Source organism: Micromonospora sp. ATLC20, assembly GCF_057196585.1.
On record NZ_JBXUOV010000206.1, the window covers coordinates 1 to 9376 of the forward strand.

The following is a 9376-nucleotide window of genomic DNA, read 5'->3' on the forward strand; positions in this document are numbered from 1 at the left end:
GCCCGGGCCGGCACGGTCCGGCGCCCCTCCGACCGCGACGACGACCGCGAACCCGGCGCCGGCCGGGAACCCGCCGCCGGTCTGCGCGAGGACGACGCCGTCTGGGGCGGTGACCGCGCCCGGCCGGGGGCCGACGACCACGTGCCGCTGGTCCGCCCGGACGACGACCCGGACGACACGGCGGGCTGGGACGACCTCAGCGACGCGGACTGGCTGACCGGCCCGTCAGCTGACGACGGCAGGGAAGGGTGACCATGTCGGAGACACCGCAGCCCCCGCGCGCCGTGTGGCGGCGCGTGGCGCCCGCGAAGGCGCCCCGGCCGTCCGACGGCACGCTCGACTTCTTCGGCGCCGACCTGGAGAAGATGCCCCGGTGCGGTGAGCCCGGCGTCAGCGACGCCGAGTTCACGGCGTCGCTCGCCGACGAGGAGAAGGCTGCCGCCGCCCGCGCCGAGGCGTTCTGGGCCGAGCAGGAGCGACGCCGCAGGGACGAGGAGGAGCGGGCGAAGAAGGAGAAGAAGCGCCAGGCCGAGGAGGACGACGACGTCAAGGTGGCCGAGCGCTACCGCAACGACCGTTACGCGGTGAAGCTGCTGCGCCAGGAGCGCACCGTCTGGGGCGGCGACGGCGCCGACGCGGGGACGCTCGGATGAGTACGGTCACCGTCAAGCGCCCGCCCCGCGCGCCGGGCCCGGAGGCGCCGGAAGGCTCGATCGAGCTCCAGGAGCCGCCGCTGATGGCGGAGGAGGCCCCGCTCGACTTCCGCTCGTTCGCGATGGTCGTGCCGATGGGCCTCGGCATGGGCGCGATGCTCGCCATGTTCGGCCTCTACAACCGCACTCCGATCATGTACGTGATGGGCGGCGCGATGGCCGGCGGCATGCTGCTCATGGGCGTCATGCAGATCGGCCGCGCGGCTGCCGAGCGCAAGCGCAAGATGCGCGGCGAGCGGCGCGACTTCCTGCGCTACATCGGGCAGCTGCGCAAGCAGGCCCGTGAGGCGGCCGACCAGCAGCGCCGGCACGTGCTGTGGAACAACCCGCAGCCGGGCTGGCTGTGGTCGATCGCGATGGGCAGCCGGCTGTGGGAGCGCCGGCCCAGCCACGACGACTTCGGCCGGGTCCGCATCGGTCTCGGCCGGCAGACCGCGATGCTGAAGTTCAACCCGCCGTCGACCAAGCCGATCGAGGACCTCGAACCGCTGTCGTCGATCTCGCTGCGCCGGTTCTCCGAGGCGTACCGGACGGTGTCCGGCATCCCCACCTCGGTCGGCCTGCCGAGCTTCACCAGCGTCGAGTTCGAGGGCGCGATCGACCCGGCGATCGACCTGGCCCGCGCCATGGTGGCGCAGCTCGCCACCTTCCACGCCCCGGACGAGCTGCGGATCGCGGTGCTCGCCGCCGAGGTGCACCGGGGCCCGTGGGAGTGGGTCAAGTGGCTGCCGCACAACGCCCACCCCACCGCGTACGACGCGGCCGGGCCGGTGCGGATGTTCGCCGGCAGCCACGACGCGCTGATGGACATGCTCGGCCCGGAGATCACCGACCGGGGCGACCACGACCGGGCCGTCAAGTCGACCACCACCGAGCCGTTCCTGGTGATCGTCGCGCATCTGGTGGACCTGCCGGACAGCTCCCGCCTGCTCGGCGCGGGCATCCGCAACGTGGTGCTGCTGGACCTGACCGGTGCGATGCCCGGCGGCCCCAAGGTGCTGCGGCTGACGGTCACCGACGACGTCGTGGAGTTCCCGGCCGGCGCGACGACCGGCTCGGCCAAGCGGGACGGCCTGGATCAGACCCGGTGCGAGGCGCTGGCCCGCATCATCGCGCCGAAGCGGACCAGCGGCACGCTGGAGGTCTCCGACGAGCCGCTGGACACCAGCTTCGAGCTGACCACGCTGCTCGGCATCCGCGACGCGATGACCTTCGACGTGCAGGCGCTGTGGCGGACCCGGACGCCGCAGCGCAACCGCCTCATGGTGCCGATCGGCGTCACGGAGGAGGGCGAGGTCATCGAGCTGGACCTGAAGGAGTCCGCGCAGGGCGGCATGGGACCGCACGGCCTGCTCATCGGCGCCACCGGCTCGGGCAAGTCGGAGCTGCTGCGTACCCTCGTCTGCGGCCTCGCCGCGACGCACAGCTCGGAGATCCTCAACCTGGTGCTCGTCGACTTCAAGGGCGGCGCCACCTTCCTCGGCATGGACAAACTGCCGCACACCTCGGCGGTGATCACCAACCTGGCCGACGAGCTGCCGCTCGTCGACCGGATGCAGGACGCGCTCAACGGCGAGATGACCCGGCGGCAGGAGATGCTGCGGGCCAGCGGCTACGCCTCGCTGTTCGACTACGAGAAGGCGCGCGGCAACGGCGCCCAGCTCGTGCCGTTCCCGGTGCTGCTGATCGTCGTGGACGAGTTCAGCGAGCTGCTGTCCAGCAAGAGCGAGTTCATGGACCTGTTCGTGTCCATCGGCCGGCTCGGCCGGTCGCTCGGCGTGCACCTGCTGCTCGCCTCGCAGCGCCTGGACGAGGGGCGGATCAACCGGGTCGAGGGGCACCTGTCGTACCGGCTGGCGCTGCGCACGTTCTCCTCGATGGAGTCGCGGTCGGTGATCGGCGTGGGCGCGGCGTACGAGCTGCCGCCCGAGCCCGGAAACGGCTACCTGAAGGTGGACACCACGAACCTGGTGCGCTTCAAAGCGGCGTACGTCTCCGGCGCGTACACCGGAAGTGGACGCCGCGGCGGCGTCGCGGACGCCGGGGACGAGCCCACCGCGGACGTGGTGCCGTTCACCACCCGGCAGGTCGCGGTGCGCCACGACCCCGGGCCGGAACGCCCGGCCGAGCAGGTCGAGGAGCCCGCCGCCGACGCGAACGGGCCGAGCCTGGTCGAGGTGCTGCTGGACCGGCTCGCCGGCTCGGGCCCGCCGGCCCGCCAGGTCTGGCTGCCGCCGCTGTCCAGCGCGCCCAGCCTGGACTCGCTCATGCCGAGCGTGCTGCCCGACCCGGTACGCGGCATGACCATCGACGACCCGGCCGTCCAGGGCGGCCTGCGGGTTCCGGTGGGTGTGGTGGACCGGCCCGCCGAGCAGCTGCGCGAGCTGCTGGTGGTCGACCTGAACGGCGCGGACGGACATGTCGGCATCGCGGGCGCCCCGCAGAGCGGCAAGTCGACGCTGCTGCGCAGCCTGATCCTGGCGCTGTCGCTGGCGAACACGCCGCGCGAGGTGCAGTTCTACGGCCTCGACTTCGGCGGCGGCGGCCTCGCCTCGATCGCCGGCCTGCCGCACGTCGGCTCGATCGCCACCCGGATGGAACGCGACCGCGTCGTCCGGACGGTCGAGGAGGTCCTCCAGGTCATGGAGAGGCGCGAGGCCGAGTTCGCGCGGCACGGCCTCGATTCCATGTCCACCTACCTGGCCAAGGTCGCCGAGGGGGTGATCGAGGACGGCTTCGGGCACGTCTTCCTGGTCATCGACGGCTGGTACACGATGAAGCAGGACTTCCAGGAGCTGGAGCAGAAGTTCCAGGAACTCGCCTCGCGCGGCCTGTCCTTCGGCGTGCACGTGATCGTCACCGCGACCCGCTGGTCGGAGCTGCGTACCTGGATGCGGGACCTGCTCGGCACGAAGCTGGAGCTGCGGCTCGGCGACGCGATGGAGTCCGAGCACGGCTCCCGCAAGGCCGCCACCGTGCCCAACCAGGTCGGCCGCGGCCTCACCGACGGCGCGCTGCACTTCCTGGCCGCGCTGCCCCGGATGGACGGCAGCTCCGAGGTGGGCGACCTGGCCGAGGCGACCAAGTCGGTGGTCGAGGAGATCGGCACGTTCTGGCCCGGCCCGACCGCCCCGCCGGTACGGATGCTCCCGGCGCACCTGATGGTCGAGACGCTGCCGCCGCCCGAGTCCGACTTCAAGTTCGTCATCGGCCAGGACGAGCAGCGTCTCGCCCCGGTCTGGCACGACTTCATGACCACCCCGCACATGCTGGTCCTCGGCGACAGCGAGACCGGCAAGACCAACCTGCTCCGGCTCGTCCTGCGGTCCATCCAGCAGCACTACCCGCCGGAGCGGGCGAAGGTCGTGCTCGGCGACTCGCGCCGCGACCTGGACACCGCGATCGGCGCCGCGTACCAGGTGGGCTTCGCGTTCACCGGCGACAAGATGCACGAGCTGGCCGGCCAGGCGTCGGTGTCGATGAACCGGCGGATGCCCGGGGCCGACGTGTCGTCCGAGCGGATGCGCAGGCGCGACTGGTGGGAGGGGCCGGAGCTGTTCGTCATCGTCGACGACTACGACCTGATGACCAAGAGCACCGGGATGGGCTCGACGCTCGACCCGCTCCTGCCGTTGCTGGCCCAGGGCGCCTACATCGGCCTGCACGTGATCGTCGCGCGGAGCACCTCCGGCGCGATGCGGGCCATGATGGACCCGGTGATCCGGCGGATGTGGGAGCTGGGCACGCCCGCGACGCTCTTCTCCTACCCCAAGGAGGAGGGCAAGTTCCTCGGCGAGGCGAAGCCCCGCCAACTGCCGCCCGGACGCGCCCAGCTCGTCACCCGGCGCGGCGTACGCCTGATGCAGACCGGTTTCGTGTCGGACACGGCCCGATGAGAGAGGCTCGCTGGTGACCGCAGCGCTCAACGACCAACTGTGCCGGATCACGGTGATCGGCCCGGCGCGCCGGGCCGATCTGGCCGTACCGGCCCGGATGCCGGTGGCGAACCTGATGCCGCTGCTGGTGCGGCACACCACCGACCTGGCCCGGGTGCCCGACGGCGAGGTGCCCGACGAGTCGTGGGTGCTGCAACGCCTCGGTCAGGCGCCGTTCGAGCTGTCCGGCACGCCGGAGAGCCTGGACTGGCTGGAGGGCGAGGAACTGCACCTGCGCCCGGCGCAGGACCCGCTGCCCGAACTCGACTTCGACGACCTGGCCGAGGGCGTCGCCACAGTGGTCAACCGGCGGGCCGACAGGTGGCAGCCGGAGTACCGCCGGGTGCTGTTCCTGGTGCTCTCCCTGGTGGCGATGGGCCTGATCGCCGCCGTCCTCGTGGACCGGGGCCCGGTGCTGCCCCAGGTGATCGCCGGCGCGGTGCTCGCGGCCGGGCTGTTCACCGCGGCGATCGTCAGCGCCCGCCAGCAGACCGACGGCGCGTTCCCGCTGCTGTTCGGCGGCGGCGCGGCGTTCTTCGCGGCGGTGGCCGCGTCCAGCGCCGTCGACGGCGACCCGGACGGCGTGGCCTGGACCGCCGCCGCCGGGCTGGCCGCCGCCGTCGCGGTCGTCGGGGTGACCGCGTTCCTGCTGATCGCGCAGCGGACCGTCACACCGGTCATGCCGTTCGCCCCGCTGCTGATCGTCGCGCTGACCGCCGCGATGGTGGTGCTCGTCCTGCTGGCCGGCGACGGTTTCGCGCTCACCGCGCCGCAGGTGTCCGCGGTGGCGGTGTCGGTGATCCTGGTGCTGATCGTGATCGCGCCCCGGGCGGCGGTGAAGCTCGCCCGGCTGCGCGGACCGCAACTGCCGAAGACCGGCGCCGACATGTCGTACGACATCGAGCCGGAGGACTCCGACCTGGTCAAGTCGCGTGCCGACGAGGCGGACACCTACCTGACCGCCTGCATGACCGCGTCCGCGCTGGTCCTGCCGGTGCTGATGCACCACACCATGCGGGCGCCGGGCTGGTCCGGATGGACGCTCGTGCTGGTGACATCGAGTGCAATCCTGTTGCGCTCGCGTACCTTCTTCGGTTTCTGGCAGCGGGTCGCCCTGGTCGCGGCCGGTACCGTCGGCTACCTCATGGTGGCCCTGATGTTCTCCGACAAGCTCGCCCCGACCGGCCGGTACGTCCTGCTCGGCGGGCTCGTCGCCCTTCTGGTGCCGCTGGTGATGGCCGCGCTGCGGCCGTGGCCGCGACGCATGCTGCCGTTCTGGGAGTACACCGCCGGCGGGCTGGACGTCGCCACCGGCCTGGCCGTGCTGCCGGTGCTCGCCCAGGTGCTCGGGCTCTACGCCTGGGCCCGCGGACTCTTCGGGTAGCCGGCCGTGCAGACCCAGCGCGACCACGTCCACGCCCACCAGTTCATGATGGGCCGGTTGAGTTCCGCCCTCGTGCAGGGCGACCCGTCCACGGCGGAGATTCCCGGGCAGCGTGCCGTCACCGGCCTGGCCTTCGGCGTGCTGATCAGCGTCCTGGTCGTGGCCGGGTTCGCCGTCTACGGCTGGATCGTCCCGGGCGGCAGCAAGGCGTACACCCGCAGCGGCGTGATCCTGGTGGAGAAGGAGAGCGGCAACCGGTACGTCTACCTCGACGGCGTGCTGCGCCCGACGCCTAACCTGACCTCGGCCATGCTGATCCAGGGCAGCGGCGCCACCGTGAAGCTGATCTCCAAGGAGTCGATCAAGGACGTTCCGCGCGGACCGTCGATCGGCATCGACGGCGCGCCGCAGTCGGTCGCCACCGGGCAGATGGTCGCCGGCCCGTGGCTGGCCTGCCTGCCCGGCTCGGTCACCGACGAACCCGGCGACCGCCTCGGCCTCAACCTCGACCCGCGCGCCGAGGCCGTCCCGCTGCCGGCCGACCGCTTCGCCGTCGTCCGCGCCGCCGACGGACCCACCTACCTGGTGACCGCCGGCCGCAGGCACCGGGTCGCCGACCCGGCGGTGCTCGTCGCGCTCGGCGCCACCACCACCCGCAAGGTGCCCGCCCCGCAGGACTGGCTCGACTTCCTGCCCGACGGGCCGGACCTGGCCCCGGCCACGATCCCCGGCGCGGGCCGCTCCGGGCGGGTCGGCGATCGGACGTACCCGATCGGCACGCTGTTCCGGCAGCGGCCCGACACCGGCGCGGAACAGCTGCTGGTGCTGCGCCGCGACGGCCTCGCGCCGCTGAGCCGGACCGAGTTCCTGCTCGCCACCGCCACCTCCGGGGAGGAGCCGGTGGAGCTGAGCGCCGCCGACCTCGCCGCGGCCCGGATGTCGGCCGACCGGTCGCTGCTCACCCGGCTGCCCGACCTGACCGGCCTCACCCCGCAGGAACCCGGCCCGTACGCGCTGTGCCTGCGCCAGAGCGCGGTCGACGGAACGCGGTTCGACAGCACCGCCGTGCTCGCCCCGCTGGCCCGCTCCGGTGTCCGCCCCGACGGGCGCGCGACGGTGCTCACCGCGCCCGGCAGCGGCATGGCGGTGCTCCCGGCGCCGGTCGGCACCGGGGCGGCGCAACCCCTGCCCACGTACATCGCGGACGACGGAAAGGCGTACCCGATCGGCGACCAGGACGCGGTACGGGCGCTGAAGCTCGACCGGGTCGTGAACGTTCCCTTCCCGAGAGAACTGCTCGCGCTGGTGCCGCAGGGCCCGGCGCTGAGCATGAGGGCCCTCGCGGCCGCAGAAGTGGGGTAGGTCGATCATGGCAACCCGGTTCCGGGACCTGTTCGGCGGCGGCAAGGACCGCCCCGAGGGCGTCGTCCAGCACACCGTCGGCAACGCACTGGTGGTGCACGCCGAGGACGCCATCAGCCCGGAGGCCCAGTCGCTGGCGCTGTCCATGATCGAGGACGCGGAGAACGACGTGGTCGTGCTCGACCTCGGCGACGGCATGCCGATCAGCGCGTGGGAGTCGATGGCCGGGGTGCTGCCGCGCCGCCGCCGCGGCATCCGGCTCATCGCCTGCGGCCGGCACGGCAACTCCGCCGCGATGGCCGGTCAGTGGCTCTCCGAACGCCTCAACCGCACCGTCATCGCCCCGGACGGCGACCTGGTACGCGGCTCCGCCGGAACGCTGTTCGTCCACTCCGCACCGGGTAGCGGCTGGGTGCGGTTCCGGCCCGGCCGTCCGCCCGCCTGGGACGCCAAGCGCTACCCGACGCCGCGATGGGACCGGGCCGCGATCGACACCCGGCCGTCCAGCGCCACCGCCGAGATCGAGCCGATCCCGGCCGGGGTCTGGATCCACAGCAACCGCGACCCGCAGGTGGTCGACCCGCAACGGCAACGGCTCACCGCGTACGTGCCGTGTCAGGCCGAGACCATGACCGTGCTGCTGGGCTGCCCCGGCACACCGTCGCTGTCGCTCGACGACGTGGTGCGCTTCTGGCGCGGACTCGACGAGGAGAACCGCCAGCGTGTGCGCTTCGTGCAGTTCGGCGAGGTCCGCATCCCCGAGGGCGAGGCGTTCGGCCAGGCGCTCGCCGACCTGCTGAACACCGACGTCACCTGCTACACCGGCGTACCGATCGGCAGCCCGCAGCGGTATGAGATCCGCACCGTGCTGCCGGACGGCGCGTTCGGCTGGGCGCCGTACGCGCTCGAACTTTCCTACACGCCCCGGGCGCACCCCAACTCGCGGGCCCGCCGGCCCGCCGTGCTCAGCCACCGCCCGCCGCTGCCCGGCGCCGAGGAGGTCGCGCCCCGGGTCTACTGGTTCGCACCCGGCGCCGTGGTCGAGGTGGTGCAGGCCGGTCTCTGGGTACGCTCCACCGTCGAGCCGAAGAACGCCGAGCAGGTCCGGTCCGCGATGCTCGACGCGGGCAGCGGCACGTTGGTCTTCGACGACACCGTCCACTCCACCGCCCACCGGATGCGGGAACTGGCACTCGACCTGGCCGCACGGGTCGACGGCATGGCGGGTACGAGCCGCGCGCTGATGCCGGCGTCGGTGCTGGTGCCCGGCGCGAGACCGGCCAGCCGGGCCGAGGTGGTCATCGACCTGGAAGCCGAGACGCGGGCGGTGGGCACGACCGTGCCGGTGCCCGCGTACATGGAGGTCGCCCCGTCCGCGCCTGTCGCACCGTCCGCGGCGGACAGCGTGGTGGTCGCCGTTCCCGCCCCGGTCCCGGCCGTCCCCGCCGATCGGGACCAGCCGGCCGCACCTCCCGCGGTGCCGCCTCCGGCCGCGCCCGCACCGTCGCCGCCGGTCGCGCCGCTCGTCCCGGAACTGCCGGCGCCGCCCGCGATACCGTTCGTGTCCGCGCTCCCGGATCCGCCCGCGGTACCGCTGCCGGCAGCGCCTCCGGTCGTCTCCGAACTGCCCCCGCCGCCGGTCGTGGCGACGCTGCCGGACCCACCCGCGGTGCCGGTCGTCTCCGAGCTGCCCGCACCGCCCGCGTCGCCGGTCGTGTCCGGGTCACCTGCGCCGAAGCCGGTGCCGATCGCGTCTGAGCTGCCTGAGCCGCCCACGGTGCCGCTCGTGTCCGAGCTGCCGGCCCCACCTGCGGTGCCCCTGCCGACAGCGCCGCCGGTGGCACCCGTCGAGGACGCCGGGCGCGAGACGTACCCCGCGCCCCCCACCATGCCGGCGGGCTTCGGCGAGCCGGCACCGCCGACCATGCCTGCCGGTTTCGGCTCCGCGCTCGCGGCCCCGCCGGTGGCGGCCGGTCCGGCGG

At 73.3% G+C, this 9376-nt stretch carries 4 protein-coding genes and 2 pseudogenes; all 6 read left to right on the forward strand.

The genetic code is table 11. The features are described from left to right. Positions 1–252, forward strand: a pseudogene (locus AC2CHG_RS27350) (hypothetical protein); the annotation flags it as partial. A gap of 2 nt (positions 253–254) precedes the next feature. After that, a complete protein-coding gene (locus tag AC2CHG_RS27355; protein WP_484525884.1) occupies positions 255–653 on the forward strand; it encodes a hypothetical protein in 399 nt (132 codons plus the stop codon). Beyond that, the gene (gene eccCa, locus AC2CHG_RS27360; RefSeq protein WP_262015024.1) at positions 650–4609 is read left to right on the forward strand and encodes a type VII secretion protein EccCa; all 3960 of its coding nucleotides are present in this window, start codon (positions 650–652) and stop codon (positions 4607–4609) included. Before AC2CHG_RS27355 ends, eccCa begins: the two co-directional genes overlap by 4 nt. A gap of 13 nt (positions 4610–4622) precedes the next feature. Then, a complete protein-coding gene (eccD, locus tag AC2CHG_RS27365) occupies positions 4623–6032 on the forward strand; it encodes a type VII secretion integral membrane protein EccD (protein WP_262015023.1) in 1410 nt (469 codons plus the stop codon). Positions 6033–6038: 6 nt separating this feature from the next. Next, positions 6039–7394 carry a type VII secretion protein EccB gene (gene eccB, locus AC2CHG_RS27370; RefSeq protein WP_262015022.1) on the forward strand — a complete coding sequence of 452 codons (1356 nt, stop codon included), beginning with the start codon at positions 6039–6041 and terminating at the stop codon, positions 7392–7394. 7 nt (positions 7395–7401) lie between these two features. Beyond that, a pseudogene (locus AC2CHG_RS27375) lies at positions 7402–9376 on the forward strand (hypothetical protein); the annotation flags it as partial.

What these genes read in the sequence shown, in the direction of transcription:
- AC2CHG_RS27355 (WP_484525884.1), top strand. Translation starts at nt 255, where the DNA reads ATGTCGGAGACACCGCAGCCCCCGCGCGCCGTGTGGCGGCGCGTGGCG.
- eccCa (WP_262015024.1), top strand. Translation starts at nt 650, where the DNA reads ATGAGTACGGTCACCGTCAAGCGCCCGCCCCGCGCGCCGGGCCCGGAG.